The sequence below is a fragment of the Neisseria sp. HMSC15G01 genome, from assembly GCF_001808255.1.
GTDB classification, from domain to species: domain Bacteria; phylum Pseudomonadota; class Gammaproteobacteria; order Burkholderiales; family Neisseriaceae; genus Neisseria; species Neisseria subflava_A.
This window is the reverse complement of record NZ_KV792680.1, coordinates 42,352-60,597: the sequence shown is the minus strand read 5'-3', so window position 1 is coordinate 60,597 and position 18,246 is coordinate 42,352. Positions and strand designations below refer to the sequence as shown.

Sequence of the window (18,246 nt, the reverse complement as noted above, 5' to 3'; positions counted from 1 at the left end):
GGCCGTCTGAAAATTATTTTTCAGACGGCCTTTTGTTTCAAAATCTGTGTACCTAATCAATAAAATAAATAATAACTATTATCATGCGCATTAAAAAGTGTTAGTCTGAACCTGTCCCAGCTTTTAGCGCAGGTCTTCTCATGCCCGATTTTTCGATGTCCAATTTGGCCGTTGCCTTTTCCATCACGTTGGCTGCCGGTTTGTTTACCGTATTAGGCAGCGGCTTGGTGATGTTTTCCAAAACGCCTAATCCGCGCGTGTTGTCGTTTGGTTTGGCATTTGCCGGCGGTGCGATGGTTTATGTTTCTCTGACGGAAATTTTCAGTAAGTCCAGCGAGGCGTTCGCTGAAATTTATGATAAAGACCACGCGTTTGCGGCGGCGACCATGGCATTTTTGGCCGGTATGGGCGGCATCGCACTGATTGACCGCCTGGTGCCGAACCCGCATGAAACCTTAGATGCGCAAGACCCGTCTTTTCAAGAAAGCAAACGCCGCCATATTGCGCGAGTCGGTATGATGGCGGCGTTTGCGATTACGGCGCACAATTTCCCCGAAGGCTTGGCGACGTTTTTTGCCACCTTGGAAAATCCGGCGGTCGGGATGCCTTTGGCCTTGGCGATTGCCATCCATAATATTCCGGAGGGCATTTCCATCGCCGCGCCGGTTTATTTTGCCACCCGCAGCCGTAAGAAAACGGTATGGGCGTGTCTGCTATCCGGCTTGGCCGAGCCTTTGGGGGCGGCTTTGGGCTATTTGGTTTTGCAGCCGTTTTTATCGCCTGCCGTGTTCGGTTCGGTGTTCGGCGTGATAGCTGGTGTGATGGTGTTTTTGGCGTTGGACGAGCTGCTGCCGGCCGCCAAACGCTATTCAGACGGCCATGAAACCGTTTACGGCCTGACAACGGGTATGGCGGTGATTGCCGTCAGCCTGGTATTGTTCCGTTTTTAAAACCCGTATGCCAAAGGCCGTCTGAAATGATTCAGACGGCCTTTTTGCGTTATAATCCGCACATCAAAAATAACCTTAATTTCACAAAGTTCCATCATGTTAGACAAATACAATCCAGCCGAAATCGAATCCAAACATTATCAAAACTGGGAAGAGCAGGGCTATTTCCAGCCTGATATGGATTTGACCAAACCGTCTTTCTCCATCCAACTGCCGCCGCCCAACGTAACCGGTACGCTGCACATGGGCCATGCCTTCAACCAAACCATCATGGACGGTCTAACCCGCTACTACCGCATGAAAGGCTGCAACACCGCCTGGATTCCGGGCACCGACCACGCGGGCATTGCCACGCAAATCGTGGTCGAGCGTCAACTTGCCGCGCAAAACGTGTCCCGTCATGACTTGGGCCGCGAGAAATTCTTGGAAAAAGTGTGGGAATGGAAAGAAGTTTCCGGCGGTACGATTACCCAACAAATGCGCCGCGTGGGCTGCTCTGCCGACTGGACGCGTGAGTATTTCACGATGGACGACGTGCGCGCCGAAACCGTAACCGAAGTGTTTGTGCGTCTGTATGAACAAGGCTTGATTTACCGCGGCAAACGCTTGGTGAACTGGGATCCGGTTTTGGGTACGGCAGTATCTGATTTGGAAGTGGAAAGCGTGGAAGAACAAGGCTCTATGTGGCACATCCGCTATCCGCTGGCGGACAATCCCGCCGAAGCCGTTATCGTGGCGACCACCCGCCCTGAAACGCTGTTGGGCGACGTGGCCGTTGCCGTCAATCCTGAAGACGAACGTTATACGCATTTGATCGGCAAGGAATTAATCCTGCCGCTGACCGGCCGCACCATCCCCGTGATTGCCGACGAATACGTCGAAAAAGACTTCGGTACCGGCTGCGTGAAAATCACGCCTGCGCACGACTTCAACGACTACGAAGTCGGCAAACGCCACGACACGCGCCTGATTAATGTGTTTGATTTGGAAGCCAAAGTGCTGGCAAACGCCGAAGTGTTTAACTTCAAAGGCGAAGCGCAACCAGGCTTTGCCCTGCCTGAAAAATACGCAGGCTTAGACCGCTTTGCCGCGCGCAAACAAATGGTTGCCGATTTGCAGGAACAAGGTTTCTTGGTCGAAATCAAACCGCACACGCTGATGACGCCGAAAGGCGACCGTACCGGTTCCGTGATTGAGCCGATGCTGACCAGCCAATGGTTTGTCGCTATGTCCGCCACGCCAAACGGCGGCGAGCCTGACAGCGAGTTCAAAGGTTTGAGCCTGGCCGACAAAGCCAAAAAAGCCGTTGATAGCGGCGCGGTACGTTTTATCCCTGAAAACTGGGTCAATACCTACAACCAATGGATGAACAACATCCAAGACTGGTGTATTTCGCGCCAACTGTGGTGGGGCCATCAAATCCCCGCGTGGTACGACGAAGCAGGCAATGTTTACGTTGCCCGCAATCAGGAAGAAGCCGAAAAACAAGCCGGCAAAACAGGCTTGACCCGCGAAGAAGACGTATTGGATACATGGTTCTCCTCCGCGCTCGTGCCGTTCTCCACGCTCGGCTGGCCGTCTGAAACCGACGAACTCAAAGCCTTCCTGCCGTCCAACGTCTTGGTAACAGGCTACGAAATCATCTTCTTCTGGGTGGCGCGTATGATTATGATGACCACACACTTCACCGGCAAAGTACCGTTTAAAGACGTGTACATCCACGGCATCGTGCGTGACCACGAAGGCAAAAAAATGTCCAAATCCGAAGGCAACGTCATCGACCCTGTGGATTTGATCGACGGCATCGACTTGGACAAGCTGCTAGTGAAACGCACGACCGGTCTGCGCAAACCCGAAACCGCGCCGAAAGTGGAAGAAGCCACGAAAAAACTCTTCCCCGAAGGTATCCCCAGCATGGGCGCGGACGCCTTGCGCTTCACCATGGCGAGCTACGCCAGCCTCGGTCGCAGCGTGAACTTCGACTTCAAGCGCGCCGAAGGCTACCGCAACTTCTGCAATAAATTGTGGAACGCCACCAACTTCGTGTTGATGAACACCGAAGACAAAGACTGCGGTCAAGACGAAATGCAGCCGTTGGCGTTTACCTTCGCCGACCAATGGATTATCGGCAAACTGCAACAAGCCGAAGCCGCCGTTGCCGAAGCCTTTGAAACCTACCGCTTTGACCTTGCCGCGCAAACGCTGTACGAATTTGTGTGGAACGAATATTGCGACTGGTACATCGAGCTGGCAAAAGTGCAAATCCAAACCGGCTGCCCGACAACCCAGCGCACCACACGCCGCACCCTCGTGCGCGTACTCGAAACCATCCTGCGCCTGCTGCACCCAATCATGCCGTTCATTACCGAAGAGCTGTGGCAGGTCGTTGCGCCTCTGGCGAATGCCAAAACCGCCGACAGCATCATGTTGGCCGCCTATCCGCAAGCCGATAAAGAGAAAATCGTTCAGACGGCCTTCGATAAAATGGCCGCATTGAAAGACTTGGTGGAAGAAGTGCGCAAACTACGCGGCGAAATGGGTATCGCGCCAAACGTCAAAGCGCCGCTCTTTGTCGAAGGCAACGCAGAACTCGAAGGCCTGCTCAAATACCTGCCGTCGCTGACCCGACTGACCGAAGCCAAGCTGGTGGACAGCTTGCCGGAAGCGGAAGACGCACCTGTCGCCGTCTGCAACGGCGCGCGCCTGATGCTGAAAGTCGAAATCGACAAAGCCGCCGAAACCGCCCGTTTGAGCAAAGAAGCCGAGAAGCTGCAAAAAGCCTTGGACAAACTCAACGCCAAACTCTCCAAACCCGGCTATGTGGACAAAGCCCCCGCACATCTGGTGGAGAAGGATAAGGCGGAATTGGCGGAGTTGATGGATAAGATGGGGAAAGTGGAAGGGCAATTGGCGAAGTTGAGAGGGTGATTGGAAGGCAGCCTGAAAACGGTGGAGTGGTTTTCAGGCCGAAACACAGCTTTCATATTTTAAAAATTCAAAAATGTACGGAGACTATCATGGATATCGCTGCTTCTATTTTAGACCAACAGCTTTTAGGTATTCCGCAGGAAACCAAAGATGAAGTATGCCAAATTTTGAACATCAACCCAAATGACACGGACAAACTCAAATCCGCCCTGTTTACTTTTATCTGTATCAAAGACATTTTGGATTTGGATGAAGAAACAGCCTTGGATTGTCTGGTTGACGGAGGCGGAGATTTTGGAACGGATGCTGTTTATATAGATGAAGAAAACGATGGGGAATTTTCCGTTGTCCTTATCCAGTCAAAATACGCCAAGAGTTTGGACGGAAATAAAAATTTCCCACAAACCGGCATAGAAAAATTAATCAAGGCCGTTCAATATCTGTTTAATCCGGCTGCCGATTTGGGCGGCATCAATATGCGCTTGAAAGCCAAAGTCGAAGATATCCGCTCACGTATTCGGGACGGGCAGATACCGCAGATTCGGGTTATCGCCTGCAACAACGGGCTGAAATGGAACCGGGAAGCGCAAACCGATATTGACCGCGAATTTCAATCTGTATCCCAAGTGTCATGGGAGTATGCCAACCATGAAACCCTGCTGGCTATCCGTAGCCGCACAAAACCTGTCGATGCCGTATTGCGGCTGAAAGGCAAAGCAGTAATTGAAGATATGAATTTCAGCCGCGTCTGTATCGGGCGGATTCCTGTTAAAGAAATTGCCCAATTAATGAGACAGCATGGCGAAAAACTACTGGAAAGGAATATCCGCCGTTATCTCGGTTTGACAGGAAACCGCGTTAATCAGGATATCCAAAGAACCCTGCAACACGAGCCGGATAATTTCTATTTTTACAATAACGGGCTGACTTTGATATGCAGAAGTTTTTCCTATAATGCCTTGCAGACATCCGATTACCAGGTCAATGTTACGGATTTGCAGATTGTAAACGGCGGTCAGACATCCATGACCCTGATGAACGCAATAGCAGATTTTTCCGATATTTCGGACAATGCCAGCGTGTTGGTGCGCATCTACGAGCTGCCAAAAGAGCAAAACGATTTGGTTATGAAAATCACCCATGCCACCAACAGCCAAAATCCTGTGGATTTGAAGGATTTGAGAGCCAACGATCCCCAGCAGCAGCGTTTGGAGATATCGATTGCAGAGTTGGGTTACACCTACCGACGCAAGCGTAGCCAGGAAGCAGGAAAAAACGATATTACATCAGGCACGGTTGCCGAAGCGGTACTTTCGGTTGTCAAAGAAAAACCCCAGCAGGCGAAATTTTTCACCAAGGAGCATTTTGGTAAATTGTATGGCGAAATTTTCGATAATTTGAACGGGGCGCAGGCGGTATTGTCCGTATTGATTTACCGTATGGCAGAGAACAGAAGAAAACGCCCGCAGGAAAATGATCCCGACTTTGTCCGTTATGCTTCCTGTTTTATTGCCATGCAGATTGGCAGGAAACTTCTTGCAGATTCAGGATTGGCATCATTTGATTTGGTTAATCATCAAAATTTCGTTTCTTTGCAGGCACGGCTGGATGAAAAGGGCGAAGCTTACCTTCAAGCAGCAATACAGGACATCCGGCAGGCACTTGCTGCACTTTACAACGATAGCTCAGAAATTTCTTTACAACAACTTGCCGCCACGTTTAGACGTGGAGATTTAATTAATTACTTGAAGTAACCGACTAACCAATGGGGAGGCCGTCTGAATCCGTCTTTCAGACGGCCTCCCCATTTTCAGGCTGCCCTTCCCAAGTCAGCCTGAAACCTTTCCCCCGCCCCAAACCCATCCGCCGTCATTCCCGCCTGCGCGGGAATGACGGTGTTTGTTGCTTTTCAGACGGCCTTTTTCTTTTTTTTAATCCATCACATTCAATCAAACCAAACAATCTGATTTTCATCCACGCTGATGCTGATTTCCTGTCCGGTTTGCGGTTTGTCCGTATCGTGGTCGGCATGGGGATACCAAATTAAATCGCCGTATTGCGGATGGGTGAGGGTGAGGCGTATGCCTTCGGCGAGAGGAATGGCTTCGCTGATGCGGACGGCTGTGCCGTTCGGGTCGAATCGGATGGCGTGTTGGGGGATGTAGCGTGTGTCGCCGGTGTTGGCCAAACCGAGCAGTAGGGCGGCTTGGGCGTTGACGGGGCGGCGGATAAGGGTTTCCGGCGTGCCGTGTTGGAGGATGCGGCCTTCGTGCATGATGGCGATGGTGTCGGCCATGGTGCAGGCTTCCTCGGCGGAGTGGGTCACGAGGATGGCGGGGATGTTTTGACTGCGGATGCGTTCGGCGGTCAGGGTGCGCAGGTGGTGGCGCAGGTGGGTGTCGAGGCTGGAGAAGGCTTCGTCCAAGAGCAACAGCGACGGGCGCGTGATGAGGGCGCGTGCGATGGCGAGGCGTTGCTGTTCGCCGCCGGAGAGGCTTTCGGGTTTGCGTTGGGCTTCGTGTTCCAAACTGATGTCGCGCAAGGCCTGCATGGATTGTTCTTCGATTTCGGCTTTGGGCAGACGGCGCATTTTGAGGCCGAAACCGACGTTGTCGAGGGCGGTTAAATGCGGCAAAAGGGCGTAGTCTTGAAACATCAGCGAGATATTGCGCTTTTCAGACGGCATGTCGGTGATGTTGTCGCCGTTGAGCCAGACTTCGCCGCTGTCGGGACGCACCAGGCCGACGATGGTTTTGAGCAGGGTGGATTTGCCGCAGCCGGAGCGGCCGAGTACGGCGAGGATTTCGCCTGCGTCGACGTTTAGGTTGATGTTTTGGGCAACGGTTTTGCTGCCGAAGCGTTTGTTGATGTTTTTGAGTTGCAACATGGTTTCAGACGGCCTTTAAAAATGGGGTCGGCAACGGATGCTGTCGAGCCATGCGGACAGCGGATGTTTGGGGTCGATTAAGCCGTATCGACGGCAGGCTTCGATCGTAACCAGTTGGGCATCGTGCATCATGTGTCCGCCCAACATGGCATCAAGCAGGGTGGGGATGTCCATCAGTTCAAAACCGGCGACTTCGCCGTCTTGGTTGGCAGGTTGGAAGCCTTCGGGCAGGACGATGTCGAAGATATACAGGGTTTCGTTGTGGACACCGCGGTTAACGGGGCGCAAACTATATATTTGGGCAGTCGGTCGGATATGGGGGGTTAAGGAAGCGGGAATGCCTGCTTCTTCTTCACCTTCGCGACAGACAGCTTCAGACGGCCTCTCGCCGCTGCTGATGCCGCCTCCGGTCAGGTTGTCGAGTTTGTTTGGATCAACGGCTTTGTGCGGACTACGGCGGCCTATCCAAAAGCGCAAACCGTTTTCTGTTTCGACCAATCCGTTCAAATGCACAGCCTGACTCATCAGGCCGAACGGACGGAAGGCGGCGCGTTCTAGTGCGCATAAAGGCTTGCCCGACTGGTTGCAGATGTCAAACTTTTCACCGCGCCAACCTTTGAGCCAACCGCACTCTCGCCATTGTTGCGCCAGCGTTTGCAAACTGTCGCCCATTTCCGGCCAGCTGTCTGTTTCCAAATTCAGGCTGTCTGAAAGGGTCGACTGCCTGCCTGTCCAATCGCGCCCGAGGCGTTCGCGCCATAACGGGTTCAGACGGCCTAAAGGCAGGCCGTTGAGATACAGAATGCACCAATCGTCGGATGCGCCATAGCTTGTTTGCGCCCAATCCCACAATGCGTCGTGGATATCGGGTGTGAATACTTGTTCAAAACGGAAAGACTGAGACATGGCGCATCCTCCAAAAGAACTAAAGATACGTCGATTTTAGCCGTTTACGGCGAATTTGCAAAACAACCATACCCCCTGAAAACCGCTATAATAGAGTAAATCATCCGAAACGAGCACATCATCATGAGTGAATTGACCGATATCCTTTCCTACAACCAACGTTTCGTTGAATCGGGAGAGTACGAAAAATATTTCACCAACAAATACCCCGGCCGCGAGCTGGCCATTCTTTCCTGCATGGACGCACGCATTATCGAATTGCTGCCCAATGCTTTAGGATTGAAAAATGGTGACGCCAAGCTCATCAAAAACGCCGGTGCGCTGGTGACCCACCCTTGGGGTTCGGTGATGCGCAGTTTGTTGGTTGCCGTATTTGAACTCAAAGTCAAAGAAATCATGGTCATTGCCCACCACGACTGCGGTATGCGCGGATTGCACGCCGAAGAGTTCCTCCAACGCGTACACGACAGCAATATCCCCGACGACCGCATCGAAACCCTGCGCAATGCCGGTATCGATTTGGACGGCTGGCTTACCGGTTTTGACAACGTCGAAGACAGCGTGCGCCATACCGTCGAGCTGATTCGCAAACATCCGCTGATGCCCGACAACATCGCCATCCACGGCCTGGTCATCCACCCGACCACAGGCAAGCTCAACCTGATTGTTGACGGCAGCCTGCCTGCTTCAGACGGCCAAAACATCTAACGCAGACACCACCACGAAATGAAAAACATCGGATTATTCGGCGGCACGTTTGACCCCATCCACAACGGCCACCTCCACATCGCCCGCGCCTTTGCCGACGAAATCGGTTTGGACCTTGTCGTCTTCCTGCCGGCAGGCGACCCGTACCACAAAGACAGCACGCGCACGCCGGCACAAGAGCGCCTCAATATGGTCGAACTCGCCATCGCCGACGAGCCAAAATTCGCCGCCAGCGACTGCGACATTGTCCGTGACGGCGCGACCTATACGTTTGACACTGTCCAAATCTTCCGCCAGCAGTTTCCCGGCGCGCAACTGTGGTGGCTGATGGGCAGCGACAGCCTGATGCAGCTGCACACATGGAAAAAATGGCAAACCCTCGTGCGCCAGACCCATATCGCCATCGCCATGCGCCAAGGCGACAACCTCAACAAAACCCCGCGCGAATTGCACGCATGGCTCGGTGAAGCCCTGCAAAACGGCAGCGTCCGCATCCTCAACGCGCCGCTGCACAACACCAGCTCCACCCAAATCCGTGCCGATCTCGTCAAAATGCACCATTCAGACGGCCTGCCGCAACCTGTCGCCCAGTACATCCGCCAACACAAACTCTATGAAAAATAGCGTTTATTCAGGCAGATAAGCTATAATGCCGTCTGAAAACATTTCAACTAGGAAAATAATGAACGAACAAGAATTGCAAGACCTGCAAAAAATGGTCGAAGTGGCCGTAAACGCCCTCGAAGACATTAAAGCCAAAGACATCTCTGTTTTGGAAACCCAAGACAAAACCTCCCTGTTCGCCCGCATGATTATTGCCAGCGGCGACAGCACACGCCAAGTCAAAGCACTGGCGAACAACGTTGCCGTCGATTTGAAAGAAGCCGGTTTTGAAATCCTCAGCACCGAAGGCGACAGTGGCGAATGGACGCTCGTCGACGCAGGCGACCTCGTTGTCCACGTCATGCTCCCTGCCGTGCGCGACTTCTACGACATCGACACCTTGTGGGGTGGAGAAAAACCGAGTTTCCACGCCGGTATGCAAAAACCTTGGCACGCCGCCGACTAAAACGGTTTATCCATACAAAGGCCGTCTGAAACTTGAAAGCAAGCAAGTTTCAGACGGCCTTTTGCTATAATTTCATTCTTTTCACAATATTCAATTTATTGCACCATCATGCCGAAACCCGATTTCGCCCAAACCCTCTCCAAAGACCGCCATTTTCTGCGATCTGCCTTTAAAAACCCCAATAAATACGGCGGCTTAGCCAAGGTTGAGGAAAAATACAAAAAATCGCACGACCTCTATCTGCAACGCCTGTCCAAACTGCCCAAGCCCGAATTCGACAACACGCTGCCCGTTCACGAAAAACTCGACGAAATCAAAAAAGCCATTGCCGAGAATCAGGTAACAATTATTTGCGGCGAAACCGGTTCGGGCAAAACCACACAGTTGCCCAAGATTTGTTTGGAACTCGGGCGCGGGGCGGCAGGGTTGATCGGGCATACCCAGCCGCGCCGTTTGGCCGCGCGCTCCGTGGCAGAGCGGATTGCCGAAGAGTTGAAATCAGAAATCGGCAGCGCGGTCGGCTATAAAGTGCGCTTTACCGACCACACCTCGCGCGATGCCTGCGTCAAGCTGATGACCGACGGCATCCTGTTGGCAGAAACCCAGACCGACCGTTATCTCGCCGCCTACGACACGATTATCATCGACGAAGCGCACGAGCGCAGCCTGAATATCGACTTCCTCTTGGGCTACCTGAAACAGCTTCTGCCGCGCCGCCCCGATTTAAAAGTCATCATCACCTCGGCAACCATAGACGCAGAACGCTTCTCCCAACACTTCAACGGCGCGCCTGTACTGGAAGTAAGCGGACGTACCTATCCCGTCGAAATCCTCTACCGACCGCTGACCAGCAAAGACGAAGACGATGCAGAAGTCGAGCTGACCGACGCGATTGTCGATGCAGCCGACGAATTGGCGCGCTACGGCGAGGGCGATATCTTGGTGTTCCTGCCGGGCGAGCGCGAAATCCGCGAAGCCGCCGAAGCCCTGCGCAAATCCACGCTGCGCCGCAACGACGAAATCCTGCCCCTGTTCGCACGCCTGTCACACGCCGAGCAGCACAAAATCTTCCACCCTTCAGGCGCGAAACGCCGCATCGTGTTAGCAACCAACGTCGCCGAAACTTCGCTCACCGTACCGGGAATCAAATACGTCATCGACACCGGCCTTGCACGCGTCAAACGCTATTCCGCACGGGCGAAAGTGGAACAGCTTCATGTAGAGAAAATCTCCCAAGCCGCCGCCCGCCAACGCTCCGGCCGCTGCGGCCGCGTCTCCGCAGGCGTATGTATCCGACTGTTTTCAGAAGAAGATTTCAACAGCCGCCCCGAATTCACCGACCCAGAAATCGTCCGCAGCAACCTCGCCGCCGTCATCCTGCGCATGGCATCGCTGAACCTGGGCGACGTAGCAGCATTCCCATTTTTAGAAATGCCCGATTCGAGGTATATCAATGACGGTTTTCAGGTATTGCTGGAATTGGGGGCGGTGGAGGCCGTCTGAAAATAAAAACTTTCTTCATAAAAAGGCAGGCCATGTTTCATTTTCAGACGGCCTAAATCATTGAGAAACTAAAAACTATTGAAAAGGGAATATTGGGTTTTAAAACCCAATCGGTAAATTTTTTATTGTGAAATATTAATGATGAAAAAATCTTTCCTCACACTTGTTCTGTATTCATCTTTACTGACTGCCAGCGAAATTGCCTATCGTTTTGTATTCGGAATTGAAACCTTACCGGCTGCGAAAATTGCGGAAACGTTTGCGCTGACATTTGTGATTGCTGCGCTTTATCTGTTTGCGCGTTATAAGGCGACGCGTTTGTTGATTGCGGTGTTTTTTGCGTTCAGCATCATTGCCAACAATGTGCATTATGCGGTTTATCAAAGCTGGATGACGGGCATTAATTATTGGCTGATGCTGAAAGAGGTTACCGAAGTCGGCAGCGCGGGGGCGTCGATGTTGGATAAGTTGTGGCTGCCTGCGTTGTGGGGCGTGTTGGAAGTCGTGCTGTTTTGCAGCCTTGCCAAGTTCCGCCGTAAGACGCACTTTGCCGCCGATATTTTGTTTATTGCAGCGATGTTGCTGATTTTTGGACGTTCATTCAGTACGACGCAGGAACACGGTATTTCGCCCAAGCCGACATATAGCCGTATCAAAGCCAATTATTTCAGCTTCGGCTATTTTGTCGGACGCGTGTTGCCGTATCAGTTGTTTGATTTAAGCAAGATTCCTGTGTTCAAACAGTCTGCGCCAAGCAAAATTGGGCAGGGCAATGTTCAAAATATCATCCTGATTATGGGCGAAAGCGAAAGCGCGACGCATTTGAAACTGTTTGGCTACGGGCGCGAGACTTCGCCGTTTTTGACCCAGCTGTCACAAGCCGACTTTAAGCCGATTGTGAAACAAAGCTATTCCGCCGCTTTGATGACGGCTGTGTCCCTGCCCAGCTTTTTCAATGCGATACCGCATGCCAACGGCTATGAGCAAATCAGCAGCGGCGATACCAATATGTTCCGCCTCGCTAAAGAGCAGGGCTATGAAACGTATTTTTATAGCGCGCAGGCGGAAAACGAGATGGCAATTTTGAACTTAATCGGTAAGAAATGGATAGACCATCTGATTCAGCCGACGCAGCTTGGCTACGGCAACGGCGACAATATGCCCGATGAGAAACTGCTGCCGCTGTTTGACAAAATCAATTTGCAGCAGGGCAAGCATTTTATTGTGTTGCACCAACGCGGTTCGCACGTCCCATACGGCGCATTGTTGCAGCCGCAAGATAAAGTATTCGGCGAAGCCAATATTGTGGATAAGTACGACAACACCATCCACAAAACCGACCAAATGATTCAAACCGTATTCGAGCAGCTGCAAAAGCAGCCTGACGGCAACTGGCTGTTTGCCTATACCTCCGATCATGGCCAGTATGTGCGCAAAGATACCTACAATCAAGGCACGGTGCAGCCCGACAGCTATCTCGTGCCGCTGGTGTTGTACAGCCCGGATAAGGCCGTGCAACAGGCTGCCAACCAGGCTTTTGCGCCTTGCGAGATTGCCTTCCATCAGCAGCTTTCAACGTTTCTGATTCATACGCTGGGCTACGATATGCCGGTTTCAGGTTGTCGCGAAGGCTCGGTAACGGGCAATCTGATTACGGGCGATGCAGGCAGCTTGAACATTCGCGATGGCAAGGCGGAATATGTTTATCCGCAATAAGCGGCGTGAAAACCAATAAAGACAAATTTAGATGATGTCGGGGAAGATGCCCGACCGACAAGACTATGCAAAATATGAAAAACCAAGTACGCGGATCAGGCATGGATGCACGATCCAATCCAGTCAATGTTTCAGACGGCCTGCAAAATAGTTCGGGCCATATCGGTGCCAACACGCGCTACCGCCTGACCAAACTCGGCGAACAAATGGCGCGCCTGCCTATCGACCCGAAAATCGCGCGCATTTTGCTGGCGGCGAAGAAACACGACTGCATGGCGGAAATATTGGTGATCGCGTCCGCGCTGTCGATTCAAGACCCGCGCGAGCGGCCGCTGGAAGCGCGCGATGCCGCGGCCAAGGCGCATGAACGCTTTACCGACAAGCAATCCGACTTCCTTGCCTATCTGAATATTTGGGACAGCTTCCAGCGCGAGCGCGATAAAGGCTTGTCCAACAAGCAGCTGGTGCAGTGGTGTCGCCAATATTTCCTGTCACACCTGCGTATGCGCGAATGGCGCGAGCTGCATCACCAGCTTGCCCAAACCGCGATTGAAATGGGTTTGACCACTAAAGAAGCAGCGTTTCGACAACCTTCTACCCAAGAGCAATTAAGGCCGTCTGAAAGCCAAGGCGACCAAGATTTGGCGGCCAAACTCAAACAAAAACAACTGGATAAGAAACAACATCGCGCACAAATCCGTGCCGCCAAAGAAGCCGGCTACGAACAAATCCACCGCGCCCTGCTGACCGGCCTTATCGCCAACGTTGGCATGAAATCGCCCGACGGCAACGACTATACTGGCGCGCGCGGCAGCCGTTTCCACCTTTTCCCTGCATCAGCCCTGTTCAAAGCCAAGCCCAAATGGGTGATGGCGGCAGAATTGGTTGAAACCACGCGCCTTTACGCGCGCGACGTCGCCGTTATCCAGCCCGAATGGATCGAGCAGGAGGCGCCGCACCTCGTCCGCTACCATTATTTCGAGCCGCACTGGGAACAAAAACGCGGCGAAGTCGTCGCCAGCGAACGCGTGACGCTTTACGGCCTGACCGTATTGCCGCGCCGCCCCGTGTCTTACGGCAAAGTTGCGCCCGAAGAAGCACGCGAAATCTTTATCCGCGGCGCATTGGTGGCGCAGGAAAGCAATCTTCAGACGGCCTTTTTTGCCCACAATAAAAAGCTGATTAAAGAAATTACCGAACTCGAACACAAGTCTCGTAAGCAAGACGTATTGGTCGATGACGAAGCCCTGTTTGCGTTTTATAACGAACGCCTGCCCGAGCTGGTGTGGAAAGACGCGAAAGGCGGCGTTTGGGGAAGCGAAGAATCCGTACGGCTTATTGAATCCGACAAAGCCGAAAGGTCGTCTGAAAATGAGCGCAACGAGTTTCGTAAAAACAAGCGTAATGGGTCTCGCCAAAATGAAAATCACGGCTACACCGTAGGTTGGGTTGAAAACCCAACATCAGCCGCAACTGCAAAAACTGTTGGGTTTGACAACCCAACCTACGCTACCCAGCAACCCACCCCCTCCCCCGCAGGGGAGGGTCGGGGAGAGGGCAAAACAGTTGCCACCCAAACCAACTTTTCCGCAACCTCAACAAACCCTCTCCCTAGCCCTCTCCCACAGGAGAGGGGACAGAGTGCCGCAGCTTCAACAGTTCCAGACGACCCCAAACCCAAAAAGCAGCCTGCACTCCCAAAAGGCCGTCTGAAACCTTTGCCCCTTGCCGATATTCGCACCTTTGAAGCCTGGCTCAAAACCGCCGAGCGCGACAATCCGCGTCTGCTGTTCCTCAGCCGCGACGATCTGATGCAACACGCCGCTGCGCACATTACCGAAGAGCAGTTCCCCAAATTCTGGCAAACCGCAGACGGCAAGTTCAAACTTTCCTACCGCTTCGAGCCGCACCATCCGCTCGACGGCGTGACCATGACCGTGCCGCTGACCGTCCTCAACCGCCTGCATGCGCCGTCACTCGAATGGCTGGTGCCCGGTATGTTGCGCGAAAAAATCCAGCTGCTGATTAAAGCACTGCCGAAGCAAATCCGCCGCATTTGCGTGCCCGTACCCGATTTCATTACCAAATTCCTCGAAAGCAATCCCGACCGCCAAACGGCCATTATTCCCCAGTTGGCGCACTTTATCGCCAAAAGCGCCGGCGATATGCGGATTCTCGAGCAAATCGACCAAGACGCATGGGCGGCGCAAAAATTGCCCGAACACTGCTATCTGAATCTGCGCATTATCGACGACGGCGGACAAGAGCTTGCCGGCGGCCGCAAACTGCACGAATTGCAACAACAACTCGGCCAAGCCGCCGCCGTCACCTTCCGCGACAACACGCAAGAATTCGAGCGCGACAACGTTACCGCATGGGACATCGGCACCCTGCCCGAATCCATCAAATTCGCCCGCGGCAAACAGCAGCTCACCGGCTACCTCGGCCTGCAAAAAGAAAAAGACGGCCGTATCGCCCTGCGCCTGTTCGACACGTCCGACGCCGCCGAACAGGCACACCGTCAAGGCGTGATCGAACTCATGAAACTACAACTAAAAGAACAAGTTAAAGACCTGAACAAAGGCATCCAAGGCTTCACCCAAGCCGCTATGCTGCTCAAACACATCAACGCCGACACCCTGCGCGACGACCTCACCCAAGCCGTCTGCGACCGCGCCTTTATCGGCGAAGACGAGCTGCCGCGCAACGAAAAAGCCTTTAAAGAGCAAATCAAACGCGCCCGCAGCCGCCTGCCCGCCGTCAAAGAAGCCCTCAGCCGCTACTTGCAGGAAACCGCCGCCGCCTACGCCGAACTGAACGGCAAACTCGGCAAACACCCGCTCACCCACCTCATACGCCAACGCCTGCAAACCCTGCTCGCCGCCGGCTTCGCCACCCGCACCCCGTGGACACAATGGCCGCGCCTGCCTATCTACCTCAAAGCCATGACCCTGCGCCTCGAAAAATACAGCAGCAACCCAGCGCGAGACGCCGCCCGCGAAGCCGATATTCAAGAACTGGAACAAATGTGGCAGGAAAAAACCGACGGCTTGGTGAAACAAGGATTGCCCGTTTCAGACGACCTAGCCGCGTTTAGATGGATGATTGAAGAATTGAGGGTGTCGCTGTTTGCGCAGGAGTTGAAGACGCCGTATCCGGTGTCGGTGAAGAGGTTGTTGAGGGAATGGGATAGCTATAAAGGCTAGACTTTTCGCGTGCTTCGGGCTAAAATCCAGTTTGCTAATTACGCGTTTTTGGATGATTGAATTTAAATTTAGTCGTTCATAGTCAGGCGTTTCGCTAGACTGAATATTAATTGACTACATCTCCGCGAGAATTCGGGCTTTCTCCCGCCTTCTCGTTAGAGAAGTCGGGAGAAAGCCCGAATTCTCGCTTAATTTAGGTAGTTAGCTTTTTATGACCGCTGTTAAATCGTTCCTATCATTAATTCAAATTCATCAAACCCATATAAAAGATGCATTACCTTTTATATGGGTTTTTGGTTCTAGTAAAGAAAATTCATTTCGCAATCTTTTCCTAAAATATCACTGGAATATTAAACATGATATTGCTAAATATCAAATCAGCAGACCGGAGGATTATCCTGATTGGTTTAATTTTAACAACTATTACAAAAATCTTGTGGATTTTGAAAAAGATGTTGTATCTATTTCACAAGGGGCTATTATTTTCTCGGAAAGTGTAGGTTCTTATGCTGAAATAGGTATTTTTTCATGTTTTCCTTTTTTGTATAGAAATTTATTAATTGTATCAGAAGAAAAATACATTAATGAAAATCATGCTAGTTTTTTAAATTATGGTCCAATTTTGAAAATTAAAAATAATGACGAGGAATCAAAAAATATTTGGGCATTAGATAGTACGAAAGATTTTTTTAAGGAAGAATGTAAAGAAATATCAGATCATTTTTTGGAAATTATTACTAGTCCAAAAAAAGATTTGCTAAATATTGAATTAGAAAAAGATATAATAATTTTATTAGTTGATTTAATGGATTTATTTCCAAATAATACAATAAGCTTCTATAAAGATTTACTTGTAAATTTTTCTATTGATATAAATAAGTTTAATCTAAAAAAATTTTTCCGATTACTTCAGGTTTTGGAAGTTATTGGAAGTAAGAGATCAGGGAATAATACACTATACTTTATTAATGACAATATTAAATACATGCCATGTGTAAACTACTATATGAAAAAAAATGGTAAAACATTTGATAGAAATTTGTTCAAAATAGAAATGGGTAGATAATATGTTATCTGTTTTAGAAAATTTTAAGAAGACTTTCTCTTTCTCAACGGTTAGTGCAATTATTTTTATCCAAACTGCACCAAATAGATATAAATTTCATACTATCCAAAAAAGGCATGGTGGGGAAAGAGAAATTGCCCAACCCACCAAAAGTTTAAAAATTGTACAACGTTGGGTTATCAACCAATATTTTCAAAACAGCCCAATTCATAAAGCAGCAACTGCTTACATTAAAGGAAAAGGCATTTTAGATCATGCAGAACAGCATAAGTCAAATAAGTATTTACTTAAACTTGACTTTAAAAATTTTTTTAATTCAATAAATATTCAAGATTTTTATGAATTTATAAATCGGTCAATGCCCCAGTTTAGTGAAGAAGATAGAGATATTTTGGGTTTATTACTGTTTTGCAAAAATAAAGATGACAATTATTATTTATCAATAGGTGCACCAAGCTCTCCCCATGTATCAAATATTATCCTTTATAAATTTGATTGCTTAATTCAAGAGATATGTTCTAAGAAAGGTGTAGTTTATACAAGGTATGCCGACGATTTAGCATTTTCAACCAATATACCTCATATCTTAAAGGGAATTCTGTGTGATATTGAACATATCTTGTCTAATTTAGAATATCCAAAAAATTTAAAATTAAATCAAGAAAAAACAGTATTCTTATCAAGAAAACATAATAGAACATTAACAGGATTGGTCATTTCAAATACAGGAAAAATTAGTATTGGCAGAGATAAAAAAAGAAAATTGAGAGCTGCAATTCATAATGCAATACACGGCAAATTAACTGATGAAGAAATACAAACGTTAAAAGGAAGAATTGCCTTCCTAAAAGGTATTGATAAGGAATTTGCAATTAAACTTGAACAAGAATTGCAGTCTGCAAATCTATAAGCAAGTAATTGTGCCAAAACGCATATAGTGCTTTAAAACAGTTTTTTTAACTTTATAATTCCATCCCTTAAAAAAACATACCTAATCCCCAACCATGCCCGAACTCCCCGAAGTAGAAACCACCCTGCGCGGCATCGCCCCGCATATCCTCAACCAAACCGTCTCCGCCATAACCGTCCGTGAGCCCAAGCTGCGCTGGCAAATCCCGCCTGCGCTGCCTGAAACCCTGCGCGGGTTGGTGGTGCGTGAATGCCGCCGCCATGCCAAATACCTGCTGATTCGTTTTGACACAGGCGTGCCGCTGGTTCATTTGGGTATGTCGGGCAGCAAGTAGTAGCCTGCATCAAACCGCATGCGTGCCTTTTGAAACACATTCCACCTACAAATCACGCCAAAC

13 protein-coding genes and 1 pseudogene are annotated in these 18,246 nt (G+C 50.4%); 12 read left to right on the top strand and 2 right to left on the bottom strand.

Annotation, left to right across the window (positions count from 1 at the left end):
• The first annotated feature begins 140 nt into the window (after positions 1-140).
• From zupT to HMPREF3139_RS06080, 3 genes are all read left to right on the top strand, one after another.
• Positions 141-950: a zinc transporter ZupT gene (gene zupT / locus HMPREF3139_RS06090; RefSeq protein WP_002220178.1), complete on the top strand. Its 810-nt coding sequence runs from the start codon at positions 141-143 to the stop codon at positions 948-950.
• Positions 951-1,046: 96 nt separating this feature from the next.
• On the top strand, positions 1,047-3,878 hold the full coding sequence (locus tag HMPREF3139_RS06085; protein WP_070461262.1) for a valine--tRNA ligase: 2,832 nt from the start codon (positions 1,047-1,049) through the stop codon (positions 3,876-3,878).
• A 245-nt stretch (positions 3,879-4,123) separates the two neighbouring features.
• Positions 4,124-5,632 carry an AIPR family protein gene (locus HMPREF3139_RS06080; protein ID WP_225905462.1) on the top strand — a complete coding sequence of 503 codons (1,509 nt, stop codon included), beginning with the start codon at positions 4,124-4,126 and terminating at the stop codon, positions 5,630-5,632.
• A 191-nt stretch (positions 5,633-5,823) separates the two neighbouring features.
• Here HMPREF3139_RS06080 and HMPREF3139_RS06075 read toward each other — a convergent pair whose 3' ends face one another.
• Both HMPREF3139_RS06075 and HMPREF3139_RS06070 read right to left on the bottom strand, forming a co-directional pair.
• On the bottom strand, positions 5,824-6,765 hold the full coding sequence (locus HMPREF3139_RS06075) for an ABC transporter ATP-binding protein (protein WP_070461260.1): 942 nt from the start codon (positions 6,763-6,765) through the stop codon (positions 5,824-5,826).
• 15 nt (positions 6,766-6,780) lie between these two features.
• Positions 6,781-7,671 (bottom strand): NUDIX hydrolase, encoded by an 891-nt coding sequence (locus tag HMPREF3139_RS06070; protein WP_070461259.1) that lies wholly within the window; start codon positions 7,669-7,671, stop codon positions 6,781-6,783.
• A gap of 123 nt (positions 7,672-7,794) precedes the next feature.
• Here HMPREF3139_RS06070 and HMPREF3139_RS06065 point away from each other — a divergent pair, with 123 nt between their 5' ends.
• The 9 genes and pseudogenes from HMPREF3139_RS06065 to HMPREF3139_RS06025 form a co-directional block, all read left to right on the top strand.
• Positions 7,795-8,379 (top strand): beta-class carbonic anhydrase, encoded by a 585-nt coding sequence (locus HMPREF3139_RS06065; protein WP_070461258.1) that lies wholly within the window; start codon positions 7,795-7,797, stop codon positions 8,377-8,379.
• Positions 8,380-8,397: 18 nt separating this feature from the next.
• Positions 8,398-9,003 carry a nicotinate-nucleotide adenylyltransferase gene (nadD, locus tag HMPREF3139_RS06060; RefSeq protein WP_070461257.1) on the top strand — a complete coding sequence of 202 codons (606 nt, stop codon included), beginning with the start codon at positions 8,398-8,400 and terminating at the stop codon, positions 9,001-9,003.
• A gap of 58 nt (positions 9,004-9,061) precedes the next feature.
• A complete protein-coding gene (gene rsfS, locus HMPREF3139_RS06055; RefSeq protein WP_002246503.1) occupies positions 9,062-9,448 on the top strand; it encodes a ribosome silencing factor in 387 nt (128 codons plus the stop codon).
• Between the two features lie 108 nt (positions 9,449-9,556).
• Positions 9,557-10,951: an ATP-dependent RNA helicase HrpA gene (gene hrpA / locus HMPREF3139_RS06050; protein ID WP_083290053.1), complete on the top strand. Its 1,395-nt coding sequence runs from the start codon at positions 9,557-9,559 to the stop codon at positions 10,949-10,951.
• A gap of 138 nt (positions 10,952-11,089) precedes the next feature.
• The gene (gene lpt3, locus HMPREF3139_RS06045; protein ID WP_141743136.1) at positions 11,090-12,667 is read left to right on the top strand and encodes a lipooligosaccharide phosphoethanolamine transferase; all 1,578 of its coding nucleotides are present in this window, start codon (positions 11,090-11,092) and stop codon (positions 12,665-12,667) included.
• 101 nt (positions 12,668-12,768) lie between these two features.
• The gene (locus HMPREF3139_RS06040; RefSeq protein WP_070461288.1) at positions 12,769-15,873 is read left to right on the top strand and encodes a DUF3418 domain-containing protein; all 3,105 of its coding nucleotides are present in this window, start codon (positions 12,769-12,771) and stop codon (positions 15,871-15,873) included.
• A gap of 211 nt (positions 15,874-16,084) precedes the next feature.
• Complete coding sequence (locus HMPREF3139_RS06035; protein ID WP_070461256.1) at positions 16,085-16,939, top strand: retron St85 family effector protein; 855 nt, start codon at positions 16,085-16,087, stop codon at positions 16,937-16,939.
• Between the two features lies 1 nt (position 16,940).
• Positions 16,941-17,849, top strand: coding sequence for a retron St85 family RNA-directed DNA polymerase (locus tag HMPREF3139_RS06030; protein ID WP_070461255.1), 909 nt, complete (start codon positions 16,941-16,943; stop codon positions 17,847-17,849).
• Positions 17,850-17,943: 94 nt separating this feature from the next.
• Positions 17,944-18,177 (top strand): annotated as a pseudogene (locus tag HMPREF3139_RS06025) (DNA-formamidopyrimidine glycosylase family protein); the annotation flags it as partial.
• Positions 18,178-18,246 lie beyond the last annotated feature (69 nt).

Coding starts and splice junctions, on each gene's coding strand:
- zupT (WP_002220178.1), top strand. CDS start 141: ATGCCCGATTTTTCGATGTCCAATTTGGCCGTTGCCTTTTCCATCACG.
- HMPREF3139_RS06085 (WP_070461262.1), top strand. CDS start 1,047: ATGTTAGACAAATACAATCCAGCCGAAATCGAATCCAAACATTATCAA.
- HMPREF3139_RS06075 (WP_070461260.1), bottom strand. CDS start 6,765: ATGTTGCAACTCAAAAACATCAACAAACGCTTCGGCAGCAAAACCGTT.
- HMPREF3139_RS06070 (WP_070461259.1), bottom strand. CDS start 7,671: ATGTCTCAGTCTTTCCGTTTTGAACAAGTATTCACACCCGATATCCAC.
- HMPREF3139_RS06065 (WP_070461258.1), top strand. CDS start 7,795: ATGAGTGAATTGACCGATATCCTTTCCTACAACCAACGTTTCGTTGAA.
- nadD (WP_070461257.1), top strand. CDS start 8,398: ATGAAAAACATCGGATTATTCGGCGGCACGTTTGACCCCATCCACAAC.
- rsfS (WP_002246503.1), top strand. CDS start 9,062: ATGAACGAACAAGAATTGCAAGACCTGCAAAAAATGGTCGAAGTGGCC.
- hrpA (WP_083290053.1), top strand. CDS start 9,557: ATGCCGAAACCCGATTTCGCCCAAACCCTCTCCAAAGACCGCCATTTT.
- lpt3 (WP_141743136.1), top strand. CDS start 11,090: ATGATGAAAAAATCTTTCCTCACACTTGTTCTGTATTCATCTTTACTG.
- HMPREF3139_RS06040 (WP_070461288.1), top strand. CDS start 12,769: ATGGATGCACGATCCAATCCAGTCAATGTTTCAGACGGCCTGCAAAAT.
- HMPREF3139_RS06035 (WP_070461256.1), top strand. CDS start 16,085: ATGACCGCTGTTAAATCGTTCCTATCATTAATTCAAATTCATCAAACC.
- HMPREF3139_RS06030 (WP_070461255.1), top strand. CDS start 16,941: ATGTTATCTGTTTTAGAAAATTTTAAGAAGACTTTCTCTTTCTCAACG.